Annotated in this window: 19 protein-coding genes and 1 pseudogene; 1 reads left to right on the forward strand and 19 read right to left on the reverse strand. The window is 43.8% G+C overall.

The window, feature by feature from the left end; all coding sequences use genetic code 11:
* Nucleotides 1–30: 30 nt before the first annotated feature.
* The 8 genes from FOF60_RS24260 to FOF60_RS24295 form a co-directional block, all read right to left on the reverse strand.
* Complete coding sequence (locus tag FOF60_RS24260; RefSeq protein WP_192472726.1) at nt 31–972, reverse strand: YybS family protein; 942 nt, start codon at nt 970–972, stop codon at nt 31–33.
* 456 nt (nt 973–1428) lie between these two features.
* Nucleotides 1429–1665: a 30S ribosomal protein S18 gene (gene rpsR / locus FOF60_RS24265; RefSeq protein WP_079507585.1), complete on the reverse strand. Its 237-nt coding sequence runs from the start codon at nt 1663–1665 to the stop codon at nt 1429–1431.
* A gap of 50 nt (nt 1666–1715) precedes the next feature.
* Nucleotides 1716–2201: a single-stranded DNA-binding protein gene (gene ssb, locus FOF60_RS24270; RefSeq protein WP_192472727.1), complete on the reverse strand. Its 486-nt coding sequence runs from the start codon at nt 2199–2201 to the stop codon at nt 1716–1718.
* 78 nt (nt 2202–2279) lie between these two features.
* Nucleotides 2280–2567: a 30S ribosomal protein S6 gene (rpsF, locus tag FOF60_RS24275; RefSeq protein ID WP_192472728.1), complete on the reverse strand. Its 288-nt coding sequence runs from the start codon at nt 2565–2567 to the stop codon at nt 2280–2282.
* Nucleotides 2568–3090: 523 nt separating this feature from the next.
* Nucleotides 3091–4191: a redox-regulated ATPase YchF gene (ychF, locus tag FOF60_RS24280; RefSeq protein ID WP_192472729.1), complete on the reverse strand. Its 1101-nt coding sequence runs from the start codon at nt 4189–4191 to the stop codon at nt 3091–3093.
* Nucleotides 4192–4582: 391 nt separating this feature from the next.
* The gene (locus tag FOF60_RS24285; RefSeq protein ID WP_192472730.1) at nt 4583–6583 is read right to left on the reverse strand and encodes a molybdopterin-dependent oxidoreductase; all 2001 of its coding nucleotides are present in this window, start codon (nt 6581–6583) and stop codon (nt 4583–4585) included.
* Between the two features lie 83 nt (nt 6584–6666).
* A complete protein-coding gene (locus tag FOF60_RS24290; RefSeq protein WP_192472731.1) occupies nt 6667–6861 on the reverse strand; it encodes a DUF951 domain-containing protein in 195 nt (64 codons plus the stop codon).
* Nucleotides 6862–6878: 17 nt separating this feature from the next.
* Nucleotides 6879–7787: a mechanosensitive ion channel family protein gene (locus FOF60_RS24295; protein WP_192472732.1), complete on the reverse strand. Its 909-nt coding sequence runs from the start codon at nt 7785–7787 to the stop codon at nt 6879–6881.
* Between the two features lie 364 nt (nt 7788–8151).
* Between FOF60_RS24295 and yyaC the strand changes: the two genes are divergently transcribed.
* Nucleotides 8152–8784, forward strand: a complete 633-nt coding sequence (gene yyaC / locus FOF60_RS24300) for a spore protease YyaC (protein ID WP_192472733.1) — start codon at nt 8152–8154, stop codon at nt 8782–8784.
* Between the two features lie 43 nt (nt 8785–8827).
* Here yyaC and FOF60_RS24305 read toward each other — a convergent pair whose 3' ends face one another.
* From FOF60_RS24305 to rpmH, 11 genes and pseudogenes are all read right to left on the reverse strand, one after another.
* Complete coding sequence (locus tag FOF60_RS24305) at nt 8828–9538, reverse strand: DUF554 domain-containing protein (protein ID WP_192472734.1); 711 nt, start codon at nt 9536–9538, stop codon at nt 8828–8830.
* A gap of 69 nt (nt 9539–9607) precedes the next feature.
* A pseudogene (locus FOF60_RS24310) lies at nt 9608–10457 on the reverse strand (ParB/RepB/Spo0J family partition protein).
* Nucleotides 10450–11211 (reverse strand): ParA family protein, encoded by a 762-nt coding sequence (locus FOF60_RS24315; protein WP_102264747.1) that lies wholly within the window; start codon nt 11209–11211, stop codon nt 10450–10452. Before FOF60_RS24315 ends, FOF60_RS24310 begins: the two are co-directional and overlap by 8 nt.
* 539 nt (nt 11212–11750) lie before the next feature.
* Nucleotides 11751–12644 carry a nucleoid occlusion protein gene (noc, locus tag FOF60_RS24320; RefSeq protein WP_192472750.1) on the reverse strand — a complete coding sequence of 298 codons (894 nt, stop codon included), beginning with the start codon at nt 12642–12644 and terminating at the stop codon, nt 11751–11753.
* Nucleotides 12645–12834: 190 nt separating this feature from the next.
* Nucleotides 12835–13551, reverse strand: a complete 717-nt coding sequence (rsmG, locus tag FOF60_RS24325; RefSeq protein WP_192472736.1) for a 16S rRNA (guanine(527)-N(7))-methyltransferase RsmG — start codon at nt 13549–13551, stop codon at nt 12835–12837.
* Between the two features lie 147 nt (nt 13552–13698).
* Nucleotides 13699–15579 carry a tRNA uridine-5-carboxymethylaminomethyl(34) synthesis enzyme MnmG gene (gene mnmG, locus FOF60_RS24330; RefSeq protein ID WP_192472737.1) on the reverse strand — a complete coding sequence of 627 codons (1881 nt, stop codon included), beginning with the start codon at nt 15577–15579 and terminating at the stop codon, nt 13699–13701.
* A gap of 110 nt (nt 15580–15689) precedes the next feature.
* Nucleotides 15690–17075, reverse strand: a complete 1386-nt coding sequence (gene mnmE / locus FOF60_RS24335; protein ID WP_192472738.1) for a tRNA uridine-5-carboxymethylaminomethyl(34) synthesis GTPase MnmE — start codon at nt 17073–17075, stop codon at nt 15690–15692.
* Between the two features lie 716 nt (nt 17076–17791).
* A complete protein-coding gene (gene jag, locus FOF60_RS24340; RefSeq protein WP_192472739.1) occupies nt 17792–18412 on the reverse strand; it encodes an RNA-binding cell elongation regulator Jag/EloR in 621 nt (206 codons plus the stop codon).
* Nucleotides 18409–19182 (reverse strand): YidC family membrane integrase SpoIIIJ, encoded by a 774-nt coding sequence (spoIIIJ, locus tag FOF60_RS24345; protein WP_192472740.1) that lies wholly within the window; start codon nt 19180–19182, stop codon nt 18409–18411. Before spoIIIJ ends, jag begins: the two co-directional genes overlap by 4 nt.
* A gap of 162 nt (nt 19183–19344) precedes the next feature.
* Nucleotides 19345–19707, reverse strand: a complete 363-nt coding sequence (rnpA, locus tag FOF60_RS24350; protein WP_192472741.1) for a ribonuclease P protein component — start codon at nt 19705–19707, stop codon at nt 19345–19347.
* A 180-nt stretch (nt 19708–19887) separates the two neighbouring features.
* On the reverse strand, nt 19888–20022 hold the full coding sequence (gene rpmH, locus FOF60_RS24355; RefSeq protein ID WP_013059930.1) for a 50S ribosomal protein L34: 135 nt from the start codon (nt 20020–20022) through the stop codon (nt 19888–19890).
* Between the last annotated feature and the right edge of the window lie 1084 nt (nt 20023–21106).

Raw genomic sequence — 21106 nt, forward strand, 5'->3', positions numbered from 1 at the left:
GTGCTCAGCTCCTAAAGCGTTAGTTTCTGATTACTTCTTCTCCCCAAGACGTTTTCTTAAGTCAAATCCTAAATCAATTATACCTAATATCCTCACAATATAAAGAACAAATGGCAGGAGGAAAATCAGGACAATAACGACGATTGGAACAGCTTTAGGATACTTTTTAATATGTGTTATATAAAACACCAATGAGACCCCTTGGAGAACCATCAGCATCTGCAGGATGAATGTAAGATTGGAAATCACCCAGAACCAGTAAGTTCCTTTTTCCGGCTGCATGATCAATGCTGCAATCATCGTAATGAGATAGTACCATAAGATACTCTTTGGCAGATTCAATTCCCTGAACGGAGGCCAGGATGGCACCTTGATCCCAAACCGCTTCAAGAATGGAAACGAGGCAAGCTGAAGCAGGAAGACAATCAAAAATGAGGCCATGACGAACATGCTTGGCATAAGTACTTCCATCATATCGACCATTGTTTCGAATTGCTCAATGAGTTTCTCATCAGGGGCCTGACCCATTTGTTCCAGTATTTTGATCGCCTGGCCGGTTGAGGCACGAAAAGCCTCCATTAATTCCTCGATAATATTAATTTTAAAGAAAATGACCGACAACGCATATTGTGCCACTAAATTCAAAAGAAACACTAGGGAACCGGCTATGTATGCAGCAAACCTGCTTTTCCCTTCCCTGACCATGTATCCCATCACAGCACCAGTCGTCCCATATGCCAATGCAAGCGGGATTGCCAGAAGGGACCCTAAAATCATCGATAAGAATACAGCTGCGAGCGTAAAAACAGCAGTACTTTTCCCGTCATACTTAGCACCGAAAAATAAGAATGGCAAAGAAAGAAAGAGGTTCACAATTAACCCCAGACCAGGTATATAAAAAGTGATCAATAATAAAACCGCAAAAATCGCCAACAGGATAGCCCCTTCTGTCAGCTTGTATGTATTCTTCATAATCCACCTCACCGAAATGCGTAAGCGCCTTGGTCAGCCTCGACAAGCGCTGGAGGGCCTGACAGTGAAGTCGTTTTTTGACTTCATTGGCAGGACCGAACTCGAAAAGCGAAGGCGACTGTTCAACTCCGACAAGCGTTGGAGGGCCTGACAGTGAAGTCGCTCTTTGACTTCATTGGCAGGACCGAAACGTCTCGAGGAGTTAGGAGCCGCAGCTAGACAAGCGTCTCGAGAGGCTAGGCGCTGAAGCTAGACACCGAAATGCGTAAGCGCCTTGGTCAGCCATAAGAGTTCAAGCTAGATATTATAACAGTTTCCTGAACGTAATTAGCAACCGTTTTTAAAATTACCGATAAGAACTATTTTAGCTTCTAAACTCCTGACAAGCAAACGAAGTGCCATATAGATAATATAAAAGGCAGCGGGAATGCCCCGCTGCCTTTTAAAATCCGATCATTATTCGCCTGAAACGTATGGCAGTAATGCCATTTGACGAGAACGTTTGATTGCAACTGTCAATTTACGCTGATATTTAGCGCTAGTTCCAGTTACACGGCGTGGTAAAATTTTACCGCGCTCAGAGATGAATTTTTTAAGAAGATCAACATCTTTATAATCGATTTTAGTGATTCCGTTTGCTGTGAAGTAGCAAACCTTACGGCGTTTTGCACGTCCGCCTCTGCGTCCACCCATTGCCATGGTCATTTCCCTCCTTGTGTATTCTATTTCAAGTCCGAGTTATATTAGAATGGAAGATCATCATCTGAAATGTCGATTTGGCCGCCACCTGCAAATGGATCTTCATCTGTTTTTGTATAACCTTGGTTTTGTCGTTGATTCTGATTCCCGAATGGGGATCCTTGATCATTTTGACGGGAATAACCGCTATCCCCTCTGTCAGAAGACTGTCCTTTTGGCTCAAGGAACTGAACACTCTCAGCAAGAACTTCTGTAACGTATACACGCTTACCATCTTGTCCTTCATAGCTGCGAGTTTGAACGCGTCCATCAACACCTGCAAGGCTGCCCTTCTTCAAGAAGTTTGCAACGTTTTCGGCTGGACGGCGCCATACCACACAGTTGATGAAGTCAGCTTCTCTTTCCCCCTGCTGGTTGGTAAATGAACGATTTACCGCAAGTGTGAAAGTAGCCACCGCAACTCCATTCGGTGTGAAACGTAATTCAGGATCCTTGGTCAAACGGCCAACAAGAATGACACGATTCATCATCAGAATCAACTCCTTCCCCCCAGCATGAATGTTCCATATGAAACATCTTCCGCTGAAAGCTTATATTTATATCATTAATTATTCTTCTTCTTTAATTACGATGTGGCGAAGGATATCTTCGTTGATCTTAGCAAGACGAGAGAATTCCTCAACTGCTGCCGGAGTAGCATTTACCTTTACAAGCTGGTAGTAGCCATCACGGAAATCATTGATTTCGTATGCTAGGCGGCGTTTGCCCCATTCCTTAGCTTCTGAAATTTCCGCACCGTTTTCTGTAAGGATTGCGCTGAAACGCTCAGTAAGAGCCTTTTTAGCTTCCTCTTCAATGTTTGGGCGGATGATGTACATAACTTCGTACTTTCTCATCACTGTCACCTCCTTTTGGTCTAAGCGGCCCCATTACAGGGCAAGGAGTAATTGATTAATTACTCACAAGATGAAATTATATCACAGAACATATTCAATGGCAATGCTATGTATAGAGAATCTACTTTGCCTATTTCTATGTGATAGATTTCCATAACAAAATACTAACATATGTTCGCATTTTTGTCCATGCTTAGTTATTTGAAAATAAAAAAATGAGGGTGTCCCAAAAGGTTAAGTCTTTTGGGAACCCTCTTTATTGTGGGACGCTTGTAAAATTGGTCCGTTGATTTTGGTTCCAGGCGCTTCGCTTTCCGCGGGGCCGGAGGTGAGCCTCCTCGCCGCCATTGGCGTCTGCGGGGTCTCACCTGTCCAGCTGTTCCCGCAGGACATTGATTGAGCTTCCTTGAACCTGCCCACGCACGATAAAATGCGTTAGCATTTTCGGAGGAGTCTTCGCGCCTTTCACTACAATCAACTCAACTTCCTACCTATGTTTTGTTTGGATCAGCTCAAAAATGAATTATACATTGAAACGGAAGTGGATGATGTCTCCGTCTTTTACTTCGTATTCTTTACCTTCTAGGCGTACTTTACCAGCTTCCTTGGCTGCTGCCATGGATCCTGCTGCAAGAAGGTCATCGTAGTGGACTGTTTCTGCACGGATGAATCCACGTTCGAAATCAGAGTGGATGACACCGGCACACTGAGGTGCTTTCATTCCATGGCGGAATGTCCATGCACGGACTTCCTGGACGCCGGCTGTGAAATAGGTTGCAAGTCCAAGCAGACTGTAAGCCGCACGGATCAATTGGTCCAAACCTGATTCTTCGATGCCTAGTTCCTCTAGGAACATTTGCTTTTCTTCGCCTTCAAGCTCAGCGATTTCTTCCTCGATTTTGGCACTGATGACGATTACTTCTGCATTATCTTTTCGTGCAAACTCGCGGACTTGCTGTACATATTCATTTCCGCTTGGATCTGCGACATCTTCTTCACCTACGTTGGCAACATAAAGCATCGGCTTAATTGTAAGCAAATGAAGTTGTTTTACAATTTTCATTTCTTCTTCTGTAAATTCAACCGCGCGCGCTGGTTGCTCAGCTTCAAATGCATCGCGCAGGCGAGCCAGAATTGGAAACTCGATAGAAGCTTCCTTATCCTTTTGCTTAGCCAATTTCTCAACACGGCCAATTCTTTTTTCAACTGACTCCATGTCAGCAAGAATCAATTCCAGGTTAATAACCTCAATATCGGAAATTGGATCTACTTTACCTGCAACGTGAGTGATATTGTCATCTGCAAAACAGCGGACAACCTGACAAATCGCATCCACCTGACGAATATGAGAAAGGAATTTGTTTCCAAGTCCTTCACCTTTACTCGCCCCTTTTACGATTCCGGCGATGTCAGTGAATTCGAAAGCTGTCGGTACAGTCTTTTTCGGCTGTACTAGCTCAGTTAATTTAGTTAAACGATGATCAGGAACCTCAACGATTCCGACATTCGGGTCAATCGTACAGAACGGATAGTTGGCTGATTCAGCACCAGCCTGTGTGATCGCATTAAACAATGTAGATTTCCCAACGTTAGGAAGTCCAACAATACCTGCTGTTAAGGCCATCCATGTCACTCCTCTATTTAAAAATGTATCTATTCAAGCAAGAATCACCTAAACGATTTTTTCCTCTCACAATTATAGAGATTACGAAGGGAAAAGACAAGCTTATAAGAAAAGCGCAATCACCTTGGTCAGCCCCGAAAAGCCCTTCAAGGCCCGACAGTGAAATCATTCTTTGACTTTCGTCATGAACGGTACCCTTATAGAGACAGATTTGCTTGCTTAAGGGTATCTTTCTCCTTGAACGGAACAAGATTTCAAGTTTCTGTATATGAATCATGGCTCTTGGCGTCCTCATGCCCGTATTTTTCAACATTCTAACACCAATGTTGCCTGTCCCTATTCTCCAAAAAAGAAAAACCACACTCTCAATGAAAGTGCGGTAAAACGATCATTATTCTTTTTCAATTTTTTCAATGTTGACGAGGCAATCATATAGTGTGCTGCCGAGGCCGTTGTCTGATTCCCTGCTGGATGTGAGCTGGTTGACGGAGCCGCCGAATCGTGCGCTCAAGCCTTCATCAATATTCACCGTTCCTGGATGGGCCATTTTTAAAATCGAAACGGTCCCCTTCAGTTCGCCTCTATCATTCCATACCCGGACATCGTCCTGATCCTTTAAACCCTTTTCAGCAGCCACGCTGCCAGCAATCTCGACTTTCACATACGGCTCTGGCTGGAACAGGTGGAAATGCTGAGAATGGTTTGAACGCAGCGGGTGGATTGTCAGCAAGGTATATGGATATTTCTCTGCCAGCTCGGGATTCGTCCACTTTGTCTCCGTTGGCAGTGACAGTTTGATCCTGCCATCAGCAACTGCAGAAGATGTGAATTCATACATGCCGCTTGGCGTTTTGAATCTCCTGTCTGCCCATGGTATTTTATCCACGGGAAGCTCCGCGAATCTTTCCACACGAATTTTATCAAGGCTGATTCCCTTTGCAGTCAGTGATGCGAGACCCATCTCAATGAATTCTTCTCTTGTATAATCAAACTCGTCACCGAAGCCTAATCTAGCCGCTAGTTCAGCCCAAATCCATGCGTCCGGCTTCGCTTCCCCCGGCGGTTCGACCAGCTTCGGGCCGTGGTTCACATAATGATGGTACATAGAAGAGTAGTAAACATCTTCTACCTCAAAAGCTGTCGCAGCCGGCAGCACATAATCCGCCAGCTCTGCTGTATCCGTCATGAACTGGTCAATAACCACCAATGTTTCCAGCGATTCAAATGCCTTTCGCACTTTGTTTGTATCTGGTACCTGTGTCAGCGGATTTCCGCATGTAACGATTCCCATCTTTACCACAGGGTCTACTGCCGACAAAATCTCCTCTGCCTGCCTCATCATTGTAAATGTACGTGATGAATTCTTCCGTTCTGGTATGGACATGTTCTGATAGTCAAAGCTTTGCCCTACCTGTTTGTTCGCATAGTTGGCACCGCCGCCTGGGATGCCGATGTTGCCGCTGACAGCGACCAGTGCGTCCAGCAGCCTGATCGTATTCCCGCCATTTTCATAGCGCTGCATACCAAGTCCCATGATGGTCGATACCGGCTTATCAGCATATACCTCGGCAAGATGGGTGATGATGTCAGCCGGTACTTCCGTCACTTCACTGATATAGTCTAAAGAAACGCTATCGAGCAATGCGTTCAAGCCTTCGAACCCTGCCGTATGATTCTCCAGGAACTCGCCATCCTGTAAACCCATCCTGAGCAACTCTTTCATGATGCCCGCCGCTAAAAGTCCGTCAAAACCTGGCTTGATAGAGATATATTCATGTGCCAGCTTAGCTGTTGCATTATAAATAGGATCAATCACATAGATTTTCGTCCCATTCTTTTTCGCAGCCTGGAGGTTCTGGAAAAGATGCATATTCGTCCGGGCGACATTCCTTCCCCAGATGACGACATGTTTGCTGTTTTTCAAATCCTCTGGGGCATGGCTGTAGGCATCGCCAAAATCCCAGTTCTGCGCCTCAATACCCGCTCCCCAGCAGATTGAACCGGTTAATTCAGTCACTCCGCCATATAGATTGAAAAAGCGGCTGTCAAGATTGGTGAGCAAACCGCCGTTAGCGTAATCATGGCTGTGCAATACGGAAGTGGTACCAAAATATTCTTTATAATAAGCCAATTTTTCAGCAATCTCATCGAGCGCCTGCTCCCAGGAAATCTGCTGGAAACTGCCGTCTATTTTTTTCAGAGGATGGAGCAATCGGTCTTCCGCATTCGCCCTGTTCTCAAGCATCCTCCCGCGTCCGCAAATTTTCCCCTGTGTAATCGGATGATCTGGATTGCCTTCGACCTTGGTTACCTTTCCGTCTTCAACGGTAACAAGGAAACCGCAGCTGTCCCAGCAATTCAATGGACATGCTGAATGATGTACTGTCGCCACTTCCTCATCTCCCAACGTTCTCTCTATATGTCATTAATTTTATCTATAAGAATAATACAAGAAGGCAAAAAAAAGAAGCAGGATTATTCACCCTGCTTTGATAAAATCTTCTTTACTTTTCGTGTGAACTCTTTTCTCGGAATCAAGACACTGTGCTCGCAGCCTTCACACTTGATCCGGAAATCCATGCCAAGGCGGATGATTTTCCACTTGTTGGTGCCGCAAGGATGTGGTTTTTTCATTTCAACAACATCATTAAGTTGAAACTCGTGCTCCAATTTTAAAACCTCCTTGTTTATTTACCGAATTCTTTTTGCTCTCCGCCTTCCTGACGTGAGTACATAACCATTCTTGGGAATGGAATTTCAATTCCGTGCTGGTCCAATAGAAGCTTGATGTCCTTGCGGAGCTGTCTTCCGATATACCAATGTTTCATCGGCAGTGTTTCCGCGACGATCCGCATCACAACTTCTGAAGCGCCAAATTGCTGGACACCTAAAAGCTCGGGTGTCTTTACCAGCTCTGGATACTTTTCAGTTGTGGTTTCAAGATAATCCTGCAGTACTTTTTCAGCGTATTCAATATCCCCTTCATAAGCAATTCCTATATCGAGAACCGAAACACTGTTATAAACTGAGAAGTTGGTGACTTCTATGATGCTCCCATTAGGGAGGATATTGATTTCCCCTGTAAAGCTTTTAATCTTCGTCGTCCGCAGCCCAATTTCCTCTACTGTTCCTTCAAATTGTCCGATCCTGACATAATCACCCACAGAAAACTGATCTTCAAAAATAATGAAGAAGCCGGTGATGATGTCTTTTACGAGACTCTGAGCACCGAAACCGACAGCCAAGCCGACAATCCCGGCACCGGCAAGCATTGCCTTGACATCGATTGTCAGCGCCGCAAGAATGGACATGATCGCAATAAAGTAAACGACATACTTCAGGACATTTTCGAGCAGCTTCATTAAAGTCATTTCTCGCCGTTCAGAAACTTTGATTGGTCCCCTTGTTTTCATCTTGAAAAAGTTCTGGATCGCAACCTTGCCAACTCTGATCAGCAAACCTGAAATAATCAGGATCGCCAGGATTTTCAGGGCACTTTCCCCAATCGCGAACCAGAGCTCTTCATCCATCAGCTTTTGACTGAGTTTATTTAAAAATGCTTGTGTTCTGGTCAGACTTTCTTCCGTTTTAGTCATAATTTCACCCGCCTGTAAATTTCACGCTTACATTATCATACTTTATGTAACAAAGTAGAAGATTTCATACAAGCACAATCATTTTAACAAGTTTTATAATGTAGTTAAAGAAGGCTGTTTCTGTAAGATGATGGTATAGGAGTCCTCTACTTTAGAACAGTATATTATTATTTTAATATAGAATAATCATTTTGCGATAGAGCCTAAACCATTACTAATTCTTTTAAAAAAGATAAGTCCTTTTTCCTCCGAAAGAGATTCACTGCTCCAAAAGACCCTGTTTAAATCTTTCTGTTTACAGGTATGTATAGATTACAAAAAAAGACCGTATACTGATAGTACGAATTTTTAAGGAGTTGATCCAATGAATCTCAAAAACCATTTTTTCGAGCGGAGAAATAATGTGGCAAAAATTAACCATGAAGATGAGCTTGCTGCCGAAAAGCTGGCTTCTGAAATCCTGGACCATTTGCCTAATTTCAGCACACGCCCAATTGTTTTTGTCTGTATTGGAACTGACCGCTCTACCGGTGATTCATTGGGTCCGCTAATCGGAACGCTTCTCGAGGAAAAAGAAATTGCGCCTTACCATGTATATGGAACTCTCGATGATCCGATACATGCTGTCAATATGGATGCTAAACTGGCAGAAATCAAAGAAAAGCATTTCAATCCTTTTATTATTGGCATAGACGCCTGCCTGGGCAGATTAAAAAGCGTCGGGTCGATCCAGGTAGGCGATGGGCCCGTCAAGCCGGGTGCCGGAGTGAATAAGGAACTTCCTGAAGTCGGCAATATGCACATAACCGGCATTGTCAATGTCAGCGGGTTCATGGAATTCTTTGTTTTGCAAAACACAAGATTGAATCTCGTCTTAAAAATGGCGAAAACGATCGCGAACGGTATCTCCGAGAGCAGCCAGCAGCTCTCGAAAAAACAGGATTGGCCGAAACTAAATTGGGATCTAGAAACCGAGCAACCAACAGTTGCTGAATAAAGTGCCCGAAAATGCCTGGAGGCTATCCAGGCATTTTTTAATTTTATAACCCAATCATATAATGTGAAATGGTAACAAGCACGCCAGTAACAAGGATACCTGGCAGGAGATTCGCAACCCTGATCTTCGTCAATCCAATCAGGTTCAGGCCGATAGCAAAAATCATGACGCCGCCTGTTGCAGTCAATTCCAGAATGAAGCTGTCCATCAAGGCCTGCGGTATAAACTTATCAATTTGTGTTGCGAATAACGCGATTGTACCCTGGTAAAGCATTACGGGAATCGCTGAAAAAAGAACACCAATACCAAGTGTAGTAGTCAAAATCAAGGCAGTGAAGCCGTCAATGATTGCCTTTGTATATAGGACATCATGGTCGCCGCGGATTCCACTGTCTAGAGCGCCAATGATGGCCATCGCGCCAATGACAAAAATCAGCGTTGCTGTCACAAATCCTTGTGAAATACTGCCTTCCCCTTTTGACCCAAGCTTTCTTTCGAGCCAGTCTCCAACTGAATTCAGCTTATCCTCCAGCTTCCAGGCTTCCCCAAGGACCGCACCAATCACAAGGCTTAAAATGACGATCAGGAAATTTGCACTTTTAAAGCCCATTTGCAGGCCCAGCACCATGACAGCAAGGCCGATACCATGCATGACAGTAGCTTTCATATTTTCAGGGATTCTTGTCAATAGCCTGCCCAGCAAGGTACCTACAATAATTAATAAACCATTTACAATGGTGCCAAGTAAAAACATATTGTTCACCTATCTTCAGATTTTGTATGAATACGTGTATGTAAAAAAAGAAGCCATCAAATTGATAGCTTAAGAGTTTTGCTGATCTAAAAGTTCCAGAATTCGTTCGAGATCATCCTTTGAGAAAAATTCTATTTCAATCTTCCCTTTGTTTTTAGATTGTTTGATGTTTACAGTTGTGCCGAAACGCTCTCGAAGCGTCGTTTCCCGTTCACGGATGAAAACATCTTTTGTCACTTTTTCTTTTTTTTGTTTCACGTGGAACAACTTCGTTCATCTGCTGGATCAGCTGCTCAAGCTGTCGGACATTCATTCCATCCTTAAGGATTTTGTCCACCAGGATCGGAAGCTTGTCCTTCTTCCTTAAGCCCAGAAGCGCGCGCCCATGCCCCATTGATATCTTGCCATCTGAAATCAGCTGCTGGATCTTAGGCGGGAGCGACAGCAAACGTATATGATTTGCAAGATGCGGTCTGCTTTTGCCCAGTCTTTTCGCTAACTCTTCTTGTGTGAGCTTCAGCTTTTCAATCAAGGTTTGATAGGCGATTCCCTCTTCAATCGGATTCAGGTCTTCACGCTGAAGATTTTCCAATACGGCAAGCTCCATCATTTGCTGTTCATTCAATTCGCGGACAACTGCCGGAACTGTTTCGAGCTTCGCTTCCTTCGCTGCACGGTAACGTCTTTCTCCAACGACAATTTCATAGCCTTTGATCGTTTTCCTGACAATAATCGGCTGAAGGATACCATGTTCCTGAATTGATAGTTTCAATTCCTCGATCGCTTCCGGCTGGAAAACTTTCCGTGGTTGATAAGGATTCGGCCTTATTTCTTTAATGCTTATTTCCTGGACCTTCTCTTCTTTTTCAGCTTCCATATTAAAGAAAGCATTCAATCCTTTACCTAAGCCTTTAGCCATTTGCAACCACTTCCTTTGCAAGATCTAAATAAACCTCTGCCCCGCGGGACTTTGGATCATAAATGATAATTGGCTCTCCATGGCTTGGAGCTTCACTCAATCGGACATTCCGTGGAATGACTGTCTTATATACCTTGTCCTGGAAGTACTTCTTCACTTCCTCGATGACTTGGAGACCAAGATTCGTACGTGCATCAAGCATAGTAAGCAGGACACCTTCAATCTTCAAATCCTGGTTCAAATGCTTCTGTACAAGCCGGACAGTATTCAGGAGCTGACTTAGTCCTTCCAGTGCATAATACTCACACTGGACAGGGATGATGACGGCATCTGAAGCCGTCAAAGCATTCAGTGTCAATAAACCAAGGGATGGCGGACAGTCAATGATAATATAATCAAAACGATCCTTCACTTCCTCGAGAGCCCGCTTCAAACGAACTTCCCTTGAAATTGTAGGGACAAGCTCAATTTCCGCTCCTGCAAGCTGGATCGTTGCAGGAATTGTATATAAATTTTCTACCGCTGTTGGATGGATTACATTCTTAGCTTCAACATCGTCAACAAGAACATCATAGATGCATTGCTCTACATCCGCTTTCTCAATCCCCACACCGCTCGTAGCGTTTCCCTGAGGATCCGTATCGACAAGCAGCACTTTTTTTCCTATGTATGCCAGGCATGCACCAAGGTTCACTGATGTAGTCGTCTTGCCGACTCCGCCTTTTTGATTCGCAATCGCGATGATTTTCCCCACATTGTCACCTTCTTTCAAACCCGTAAAATTGTCTATTTTTAGCTTTAAGCAAAAAAAATGCATTATAAATAAGGCTTTTCCCAGCAGTTCCTGAAAAAAATTACCGAAAAAAGACAATCATGTATTCTATTTTATCATGAATCAAGATAGTTGATAGAATTTTTATTCAAAAGTAATATTCCAGTAATATGAAAGCTTATTTACTAATAAGCACTGTTATCTAACTGCTTACCGGATTGAATTTTTCAAACAGGCTCTGTTAAAGTAGGCTGTTGATTTTCGTTCAAGCTTCGCTTTCCGCGGGGCTGGCGCTGAGCCTCCTCGTAGCTTCGCTCCTGCGGGGTCTCATCTGACCAGCTGATCCCGCAGGACATTGATTAGCTTCCACGAATCCGCCCACGCACGAGGGAAATGCGTTAGCATTTTCGGAGGAGTCTACGCGCCTTCCACTACAATCAACAGTGCTTAAAATAACAATGGGCTTTAACAGAGCTTTCAATAAAAAAACGGGAGACAGTTTGTCCCCCGCTAGCAATCTATTATTTCTTTTTTGGTATGCGAATCGTGAATTGATAGAACTCTTCAAACTCTTCTTCTTCTGAATCGAGATTGATGCCGCTGTCGGAAACCATTGTCAGTGACTGGCGGATGGTATTGACGGCAATCCTCATATCCTTGCTGAATGCCTTCCGCTTTGGCTTTGGTTTCTCTTCATTCTGACTCAGCAGCTTTACGACGCGTTCCTCCGTTTGTTTGACATTGAGGGCTTTCTCAATGACCTCTGCCAATAGCTGCACCTGCAGCTGAGGGTTTTTTAACGGGATTAACGAACGGGCATGACGTTCTGTAATCAGCTTATTCAAAAGCGCATCCTGCACTTCCTGCGGAAGCTTAAGCAATCGCAGCTTATTCGCAACAGTTGATTGACCTTTTCCCAGCCTTTGCGCCAAGGCTTCCTGGGTAAGGTTGTGAATTTCCAGTAATTTACCATAAGCCATTGCTTCTTCAATCGGTGACAGCTCCTCACGCTGGAGGTTCTCGATTAAAGCAACGGATGCCGTTTCGGAATCGGATAAGTTCTTAACAATTGCAGGAACTTCCTCCCACTCAAGCTTTTTCATCGCTCGCCAGCGGCGTTCACCTGCGATGATTTCAAACCGATCCTGATCGAATTCCCGGACGACGATTGGCTGGATTACTCCATGTATGTGAATGGTACGGGCCAATTCCTCAATTTTTTCATCATCAAATACAGTTCTTGGCTGGTATCTATTTGGAATAATATGGTCAATCGGAATTTTCTTTATTTCTTCATTTTCTATGTTGTCGATATCCTCAACCGTCTGTTCTTCCACTTGGTTCTGTTCTTCCATTTGATTCCGTTCTTTTTCCTTTTCCCCAAGGCCAAAAAAGCGCGAAAAAGAAGGCTTCATCACCCTACACCACCTTTATGAACTCCCTATTACATATTCTCTATAAAAATGACAAGTTCCTGCCTATAGAATCTATTATAAACTAAATTCATTTTTCAAAATAGACCAAAGAGCATACGCGAACATGGCCGGTTTCATCAACCGTGCACCTCAGGTCTTTGACTGGAGGTGCTGCGGATGATGGGTGCCTCTATTCAATCGGCGTTTTATTCGGAGTTCCCGGTTTTCTTGGGTACTTCTTAGGTGTTGCTTTTAGTTTGTTAATGATTAAAATATTCCGTTCGCTTTCTTCCACCGGCAAGGTGAATGAATGAGCGGATTCCAGCTTCCCGCCAAGGACAGCGATTGCTTTTTCGCCAACCTGCAGTTCCTCTCCTGCCTGGTTGCCCTTCATGGCGACGAATGTTCCGCCTACTTTCACCAGCGGGAGACAAAGCTCGCTTAAAACTGACATCCTTGCAACTGCCCTTGCCATCACAACATCATATTTTTCACGATGAGAAGGATTTTGTCCGAATGTCTCGGCACGATCGTGAATGAAAGTCGTTCCTTCCAGTCCCAATTCCTTCGAAAGCTGCTCCAGAAACGTAATTCGCTTATTCAGGGAATCAACAATCGTCACCTTGATTTCCGGGAAGGCAATTTTAATCGGGATACTTGGGAAACCGGCACCGGCACCAACATCACACAAATTGAGCGGCTTGTTAAAATCAAAATAAAATGCTGCGGAAACGGAATCATAGAAATGCTTCAAATACACATCAGGCTTTTCTGTGATCGCAGTTAAATTCATTTTTTCATTCCACTCGACGAGCATTTGGTAATACTTTTCATATTGCTCCATTTGCTTCTGGGAAAGCTCAATTCCCTTTTCAGCGAGCAAAGCTTTAAATTGATCTGTATTCATAAGCCAACCCTTTCTGTCCTTGCTGGTGATTTCATAAGAAAAGCGCAAGCGCCTTGGTCAGCCCTGACATCTCGAGGGGCTAGGAGCTGGAGCTAGACACTAATCTATGTGGCAAAATTATACTTTCTCCAATTAAAAAATTTTCGATTAGATCCGTGCAATCCGCCCTTGTTCCAAATAGACAAGCAGAATAGAGATATCAGCAGGGTTCACACCTGAGATTCTCGATGCCTGTGCCAAAGTTAACGGACGTACTTCTTTTAATTTTTGGCGGGCTTCTGTCGCCAATCCGGAAATTGCATCATAATCAATATTTTCTGGGATTTTCTTGTCTTCCATCTTTTTCAGCCTTTCAACCTGCTGAAGAGATTTCTCGATATATCCCTCATATTTGATTTGAATTTCTGTCTGTTCTTCTGTTTCAAAATCAAGTTCGCCAGCTGCAGGAACAAGCTGCTTGATATGCTCATAAGAAACCTCAGGACGCTTCAATAGATCGGAGGCACGGATACCATCCTTCAGCTCACTGCCGCCAAGTGAACGGATCAGTTCCTGAACCTCGGCTGTCGGTTTGATGATGATCGATTGCAGGCGTTGTTTCTCTGCTTCAATACCTTCTTTTTTCGCTAAAAACTTCTGATAGCGTTCTCCGGTAATCAAGCCAATTTCGTAGCCCTTTTCAGTCAAGCGAAGATCTGCATTGTCATGACGCAGAAGCAGGCGGTATTCGGCTCTAGATGTCAATAGACGGTACGGTTCATTCGTTCCCTTTGTCACGAGATCATCGATCAGTACACCGATATACGCATCGGCGCGGCTCAAGATGACTTCCTCTTTTTCCAACGCTCTTCTGCCGGCATTGATCCCAGCCATGATTCCCTGGCCGGCAGCCTCTTCATAGCCAGAAGTACCGTTGATTTGTCCTGCAGTATAGAGATTTTTAACCAATTTCGTTTCCAGTGTTGGCCACAGCTGCGTCGGCACGACAGCATCATACTCAATCGCATAGCCGGCACGCATCATTTGTACTTTCTCCAGGCCAGGAATGGTCTGAAGGATTTTATGCTGGACTTCTTCAGGCAAGCTGGTTGATAGTCCCTGCACATACACTTCCTGAGTGTTCCTGCCTTCCGGCTCAAGGAAAATCTGGTGGCGCGGCTTGTCATTGAAGCGGACGACCTTATCCTCGATGGATGGGCAGTAGCGCGGGCCAGTACCCTTGATCATTCCGGAATACATTGGCGAGCGGTGCAGATTGTCATCAATCAGCTGGTGTGTGCGCTCATTCGTATATGTCAGCCAGCAAGGAAGCTGGTCTGTGATGTATTTTGTCGTTTCATAAGAAAATGCACGGTGGACATCGTCACCAGGCTGAATTTCTGTTTTTGTATAATCAATACTGTCGCTGTGCACACGTGGCGGCGTTCCCGTTTTAAAACGGACCAGGTCAAAGCCAAGCTCCTCGAGATGTTCCGAAAGCTTGATTGACGGCTGCTGGTTGTTTGGGCCGCTTGAATATTTTAATTCGCCGAGGATGATTTCCCCGCGCATATACGTGCCAGTCGTGATGACGACTGTTTTCGCGCGATAAATGGCTCCAGTCTGCGTAATGACCCCTTTACATTCTCCATCCTCTACGATCAGGCGCTCAACCATGCCCTGTACCAATGTAAGGTTCTTTTCATTTTCCAGCGTCTTTTTCATTTCATTTTGATAATCGAATTTATCAGCCTGGGCCCTCAACGCACGTACTGCAGGTCCCTTTCCTGTATTCAGCATCCTCATCTGGATGTATGTTTTATCAATATTGCGGCCCATTTCGCCGCCCAATGCGTCAATCTCCCGTACAACAATACCCTTTGCAGGTCCGCCGATTGACGGGTTGCACGGCATGAACGCAATCATATCAAGATTGATGGTAATCATCGCGGTTTTCGCACCCATGCGTGCTGGCGCAAGGGCCGCCTCAACGCCCGCATGGCCGGCACCAACTACAACCACATCAAAATTTCCGGCTTCATAACCCATCCTGCTGCCTCCTTTTATGCTCCATTCAAATACCTTTATAGTCCAAAAGCGCTACACCAAATAAATCTAGTAGCAAGAGATAATGTTTTATGAAAATAGTTTCTTTTCTATTACTTCCCTAAACAGAACTGGGAGAATAACTGGTCAATCAAGCTTTCATGGACACTTTCTCCAATGATTTCGCCAAGCAGCTCCCAGGAACGAGTCAGATCGATCTGAACGATATCGATTGGAGTTCCCATTTCGACACCCGAGATTGCTTCTTCTATTGAATGGACAGCCTGATTCAGGAGTGCAATATGGCGGCTGTTCGAAACATACGTCATGTCTCCCGATTCAATCGCACCTGAGAAGAACAAGCTGGATATCGCTTCTTCAAGCTCATCCACTCCCTTGTCCTCCAGCAATGAAGTTGTTACAAGGGAATACTGATTCGCAAGCTCCTTCACCTGGTCCATATCGATTTTTTGCGGCAGGTCGGTCTTGTTGACGATGACAATCACGTCCATCCCCTCAACCGCTTTGAAAATGTTCCGATCCTCTTCCGAAAGCTCATCCGAATAGTTCAGAACGAGCAAGATTAAATCCGCTTCCTTCAATACCTGGCGAGAGCGTTCGACGCCGATTCGTTCAACGATATCCTCAGTTTCACGGATTCCCGCTGTATCAAGGAGTCGTAAAGGAACACCGCGGACATTCACATATTCTTCGATGACATCGCGTGTGGTCCCTGGTATATCAGTAACAATCGCTTTGTTTTCATGCACAAGGCTGTTAAGCAGCGAAGATTTCCCTACATTCGGGCGGCCAACTATGACCGTGGACAATCCTTCACGGAGGATTTTTCCCTGCTGTGATGTTTGCAGAAGCTTTTCAAGCTCCCCTTTTACATACTTCGCCTTCTCCAAAAGCATATTATGCGTCATTTCTTCAACATCGTCATACTCCGGATAATCAATGTTCACTTCGACATGCGCAAGAACTTCTAAGATTTCCTGGCGCAGCTTCTGGATCAGCCTAGATAGGCGTCCTTCCATCTGGCCAAGCGCCAGGTTCATCGCACGGTCTGTTTTCGCTCTGATCAAGTCGATGACTGCCTCAGCCTGGGAAAGGTCGATCCGTCCATTTAAAAAAGCCCGTTTTGTAAATTCCCCCGGCTCCGCCAGTCTCGCTCCCTGATTCAGAACAAGCTGGAGCACACGGTTTACAGAAACAAGACCCCCATGGCAGTTGATTTCGACTACATCCTCTTTCGTGAACGTTTTCGGCCCTCTCATTACAGAGACCATTACTTCTTCCGCGACTTGTCCAGTTTTCGGATCAATCAGATGGCCGTAATGTATTGTATGCGAGGCCGCCTCACTCAGCTTCTTGCTGCCAACCCCTTTGAACAGACGATCTGCAATTTCAAAAGCCTGATCACCGCTTAAACGGACAATCGCAATCGCACCCTCACCCATCGGCGTAGAAATCGCCGCAATCGTATCAAATTCCATTTGCTCACCCCGCTTTTCCATAAAAATTATTTATATCAAAAAAGATTAAAGTTTGTTTTCTACAAATTACTAGAATACCACATCACTTTAGCGAAAAAAAGAAAGGAATACTTTCAACTCTGAATTTATCCACAACTCATTAAATAAACTTATTTAATTTTAACTTATCCACATGTGAATAACAATAAAACCAAATGAGGAAATAAATGATTTTTATTTATGTTGTGGAAAAATCGATTTGGTTTAGTTAGATGGAGGAAGGATTGGCGAATGGGAATTGTCTGAACAGAAGAATTGGAGTTGAATTTTGATTTTAATTTACAGCGTACTAATGAATGCAAAATGGACTTCTATGGAGTTGGAAGTTTGTACTGATGACAAAAAGTGATAGTTGGTAATCAAGTTTTTAAATTGGAAAAAATCCATGATAATTTCCAGTTCGCCAATAAAAACGAATTATCGCCAATAAACTAGTCATTTTCGCCAATATAATTCATTTTTCGCCAATAAATCTTGATTATCGCCAATAAAATTGTGAAAACCGCCAATAAGTTTATTTATTGAACAAATAAAATTGCTGCGGGTACTGAAAATAGTTAAATTCCGCTCTTCTGAAGCGTTTATGCAGTTCACCCAACTCAAAATGCGCCATATTCTTTAAAAGTAGCGCGCAAAAAACCCCGAACCAGCGCTGGTTCGGGGTTTTTCACTCATTATTACTTCGAAGGCGCGATCACAATATGTCTATGTGGTTCAGTGCCATCGGAATAGGTTTTGATTTTCTTATTAGACATCAATGCAGTATGAATCACTTTGCGTTCATACGAAGGCATAGGTTCGAGTGCAACGGTCTGTCCGGTTCTGACTGCTTTTTGCGCTAGGCGTTCGGCCAATTGTACGAGTGTATCATTCCTGCGCTGGCGATAGTCCTCCGCATCAAGCAAGACAGTAGCATACTGTTCAGAGTAACGGTTCATCACAAGCTGGGTCAAAAATTGCAGGGAATTCAGTGTTTGTCCTCTTTTTCCGATCAGCAAAGCGATCTTCTCGCCTGACATCGTAAAGAGTACTGTTTTCCCTTCCTTCTTCACATCAACTTCAATTGGAGCTCCCATTTGCAAGCCAACCGATTTCAAATAATTTACGGCTTCTTCAACAGCATCAATTTTCACTGTCACCTTGACGACAGCCGGGCGTGTGCCGAAAAGTCCGAAAATCCCCTTTTTGCCTTCATCAATTACATCAATTTCTGTGCGGTCTTTGGTAGTCTTTAATTGAGCTAAAGCGGATTCTACTGCTTCGTCGACATTTTGTCCTGTAGCAGTTACCTGTTTCACTTTTTTGCTCCTCCCGCATTGCCGGCAGCAGTTGCCTTAAGATCCGGCCCTTTAATAAAGTAAGTTTGAACAATCATGAATAAGTTACCGACTACCCAGTACAATGAAAGTGCCGCTGGGAAGTTGATCGCGAATACAATGATCATGATTGGCATCAGCCATAACATCATCGCCATCTGCGGATTTGCTTCCTGGCCAGCCATCATCATTTTTTGCTGGATGAACGTTGTAGCACCTGCGACTAACGGCAGGATATAATATGGATCCGGTGAACCAAGGTCGAACCAGAGGAAGTTATGCTCGGCAATTTCCCTTGTCCTTGAGATCGCATGGTAGAAACCAATCAGGATCGGCATCTGGACGATCAGCGGGAAACAGCCAGCAAGCGGATTGACACCATGCTTCTGGAAAAGCGCCATCGTTTCCTGCTGCAGCTTTTGCTGAGTTTTCTGGTCCTTCGAGCTGTATTTTTCCTTAAGCTTCTGCATTTCCGGCTGTAAAGCCTGCATTGCCTTCGAGCTCTTTGTCTGTTTGATCATAAGCGGCAGAATCGCAAAACGGATGATCAAAGTAACAGCGATAATCGATAATCCGAAGCTGCCCCAGAGCCATTCAGCCATCTTGACGATTAACAAGGACAATGGATAAACAATGTATTCATTCCAAAAACCCTTGCTTTCCTCAGTGATTGGCTGGTCATACTCCATACAGCCTGTCAGCACGGTCATCACTAAAAGCAAGCCCATTATCAATAATATTCTTTTTTTCAAGCTTCATTTCCTCCTAACTTCCCGGTACGTTCATTTATTTTCAATAGTTTGTCCCAAAATTTATGTACATTTAGCTTTGCCAGCACAATGCAATCAAGAGTATTTTAACATCTTTTATAGGGAAGCGCTTTTAAAAAATGCAATTCGGCAAATATTTTTGCCTCACCCATTATCTCCAGGTTTCGGCTTCTTCAAAACCTTTCCGACCTTCAATACATGCTCCAGGCTTTTCTTCACTTCATGCATGTCCATTTCAGCAGTTGGCTTTCGGGCGATGATGATGTAATCATTCCCGGTTTGGACGCGGTCCTGGAATTCATGGAAAGATTGCCTGATATATCGCTTGATTTGGTTGCGCATGACGGCATTTCCGATTTTTTTGCTGACTGACAGCCCGATGCGGAAATTCTCCTGGTCTGTTTTCTTTAAGATATAGACTACGAATTGCCGGTTCGCAACAGACCTACCCTTTTTAAAAGCCTCTTGAAATTCTTTATTTTTTTTTACTCTGAAGTCTTTTTTCATCTATAACACCTTCAATTCTCTATGGATCCGTTTTTTAGGGATCTTTTAAAAATGGCTCCACCGGGATTCATTTTATACAGTATTTCCAAAAACAAATCCCATAAAGCCCATTCGCCAGTAATTCCAGCTCCCAAAATAGTATTGCCCAAAGAGAAAAAAGACCACTGACATTTCAGTGGCCTAAGCTGATAATACTTTTCTTCCTTTGCGACGACGGCGAGCAAGAACCTTACGGCCATTTGCACTGCTCATGCGGGCACGGAATCCGTGAACTTTGCTGTGTTTACGTTTATTTGGTTGATAAGTGCGTTTCATATATGTTACACCTCCCTGAGGAATAGCTGTTACAGACAGTCTTTGTAATTATAAAGAGGTGCAGCGTATATTGTCAAGTGCCTATTAGGAAATCGGCGGCATTGGCAAAATTTAAGTTCCTTAAAGTCCATGATTTAATTCGTTCTCTTAAAAAGATCTCGGCTTGGTAAGTTTGGCTGTTGATTTCCGTTCCAGGCGCTTCGCTTTCCGCGGGGAAGAATTAAGAAAAAGCCCAACTGCCGGCTTTTTCAAAGATCAAATTCTTCCTTGGAGTCCGGGAGCCTCCTCGGCGTTAACACGCCTGCGGGGTCTCCCGATGACTTGCTCATCCCGCAGGACTTTGAATTAGCTTCCTCGAACATGCCCACGCACGATGGAAATGCGTTAGCATTTTCGGAGGAGTCTTCGCGCCTTCCACTCCAATCAACCGGTTTTCAAAACTTACTATACTTACTATTGTATAAAGACATTTTATTCAGCAGTACGGATCATAAGAATTTTTGCACTGACATCAAAACCATTAAAGAAGAATATTTTCCGTCCGCAAAATAAATATTAATCCCAAAAATCATCCGCTTTTTTTCTCTTTCCAGCGGCCTGTGGACAAAAATCGACACGTTTTTTATTATCCACAACCCCTTCTGACAGCTTTTACACAATTCAAGTGCCTGTGGACAATTAATCTCCACAGTGATAGTGTATTGTGGATAATGTATTAAAAAGCGTTGCGCCATGCTAGATTATCTGATATTATATTTGTGTTTTCACTCTTAATAATTCGATAACGAAAATATACTTATCCACAAATTGTGGATAAGCTGTGGATAGGTTATTCAGGCCTGTTGTAAAACTTTGTCCACAGAAAGTGGATATTGTCGAAAAGCTTCATTTCTTCCTTATTATATATTTTTCCACATTAATAGTTTTGTATATTTATTAATTCAGGGGTTGTACAGCATGTATAACCTTTGATTTTGTGCTTTTCTAGCATGGATACAAAAGATGAAATATGAAACTGTGAGTGCAAAAAGCAGCCAGATATAGAGAAAAATGCGTAAAACGACTAGAAAAGGAGGGATAATTG

Source organism: Mesobacillus jeotgali (assembly GCF_014856545.2).
Classification (GTDB): Bacteria; Bacillota; Bacilli; order Bacillales; family Cytobacillaceae; genus Mesobacillus.

Bases quoted from the DNA above. Each gene is read 5' to 3' on its own strand.
- ssb (WP_192472727.1), bottom strand. From the start codon at position 2,201: ATGATGAATCGTGTCATTCTTGTTGGCCGTTTGACCAAGGATCCTGAA.
- FOF60_RS24305 (WP_192472734.1), bottom strand. From the start codon at position 9,538: ATGTTTTTACTTGGCACCATTGTAAATGGTTTATTAATTATTGTAGGT.
- rpmH (WP_013059930.1), bottom strand. From the start codon at position 20,022: ATGAAACGCACTTATCAACCAAATAAACGTAAACACAGCAAAGTTCAC.
- rpsF (WP_192472728.1), bottom strand. From the start codon at position 2,567: ATGAGAAAGTACGAAGTTATGTACATCATCCGCCCAAACATTGAAGAG.
- rpsR (WP_079507585.1), bottom strand. From the start codon at position 1,665: ATGGGTGGACGCAGAGGCGGACGTGCAAAACGCCGTAAGGTTTGCTAC.
- rsmG (WP_192472736.1), bottom strand. From the start codon at position 13,551: ATGAATACAGATCAATTTAAAGCTTTGCTCGCTGAAAAGGGAATTGAG.
- FOF60_RS24260 (WP_192472726.1), bottom strand. From the start codon at position 972: ATGAAGAATACATACAAGCTGACAGAAGGGGCTATCCTGTTGGCGATT.
- yyaC (WP_192472733.1), top strand. From the start codon at position 8,152: ATGAATCTCAAAAACCATTTTTTCGAGCGGAGAAATAATGTGGCAAAA.
- rnpA (WP_192472741.1), bottom strand. From the start codon at position 19,707: ATGAAAAAAGACTTCAGAGTAAAAAAAAATAAAGAATTTCAAGAGGCT.
- ychF (WP_192472729.1), bottom strand. From the start codon at position 4,191: ATGGCCTTAACAGCAGGTATTGTTGGACTTCCTAACGTTGGGAAATCT.
- noc (WP_192472750.1), bottom strand. From the start codon at position 12,644: ATGAAGCCTTCTTTTTCGCGCTTTTTTGGCCTTGGGGAAAAGGAAAAA.
- mnmE (WP_192472738.1), bottom strand. From the start codon at position 17,075: ATGGAATTTGATACGATTGCGGCGATTTCTACGCCGATGGGTGAGGGT.
- FOF60_RS24295 (WP_192472732.1), bottom strand. From the start codon at position 7,787: ATGACTAAAACGGAAGAAAGTCTGACCAGAACACAAGCATTTTTAAAT.
- mnmG (WP_192472737.1), bottom strand. From the start codon at position 15,579: ATGGGTTATGAAGCCGGAAATTTTGATGTGGTTGTAGTTGGTGCCGGC.